The organism is Halomonas sp. MES3-P3E, assembly GCF_002836035.1.
In the GTDB taxonomy this organism is placed as follows: domain Bacteria; phylum Pseudomonadota; class Gammaproteobacteria; order Pseudomonadales; family Halomonadaceae; genus Vreelandella; species Vreelandella arctica.
In genome coordinates this window covers 1-500 of the sequence record NZ_PJBT01000140.1, presented here as the reverse complement: position 1 = coordinate 500, position 500 = coordinate 1, and the positions used below count along the sequence as shown (strand labels likewise).

Here is a 500-nt window from a genome sequence, read left to right as displayed (position 1 = left end):
TAATAAGCCCATCATTGGATAACCCCCCGCGCCTTAGCGCCCACCACCTCAAGCATTGAGTCAGCGGCATAACCCACACCAAAGGCGGCAACAAGGCTGGTAACGCCCTGATCAACCAATAGGAGGTAGCCCGCCATACTGCCGAGTAAGGCCAGTGAGGTCTTATAGGGTCTCAAGCGCAGGAAGCCGATCAGCGATAAGGCGTGGCCTTGCTGGCGAACCTCGATCAGCTTTTTAAGGGTGTGCGTCGCATTGCCAGCCAACACCAATAGCAGGGGGAGAATGTGAGCTATTACCATCGTGCGGGCCCATTTGAGCGCGTATCGACATGGGTGAACGTGGCATAGCGGCCTAAGCTGGCGCTGGGGAACTCCGCTGCCAACCAGTCATAAACAGAATCGGGCGCAATACCCTTGACCTGTATGTCAGCGGCGCGAGCCTTGGTGTGCTGGCTATCAGGCGCACCGCCTACCTTCCGGTTATAGGCCTCACACCGGCAT

Annotated in this window: 2 protein-coding genes; both read right to left on the bottom strand. The window is 57.4% G+C overall.

Going from position 1 to position 500, the window contains the following annotated elements:
* Positions 1 to 11 precede the first annotated feature (11 nt).
* Entirely contained in the window at positions 12 to 299 is a 288-nt protein-coding gene (locus tag CXF87_RS12345) for a hypothetical protein (RefSeq protein ID WP_101146798.1), read from the bottom strand.
* On the bottom strand, positions 293 to 500 hold a 208-nt coding region (locus tag CXF87_RS12340; protein WP_198556093.1), incomplete at its 5' end, for a D-Ala-D-Ala carboxypeptidase family metallohydrolase. The genes CXF87_RS12340 and CXF87_RS12345, both read right to left, overlap by 7 nt.

Excerpts from the sequence above, each read along its gene's own strand:
- CXF87_RS12345 (WP_101146798.1), bottom strand. The coding sequence starts at position 299 with ATGGTAATAGCTCACATTCTCCCCCTGCTATTGGTGTTGGCTGGCAAT.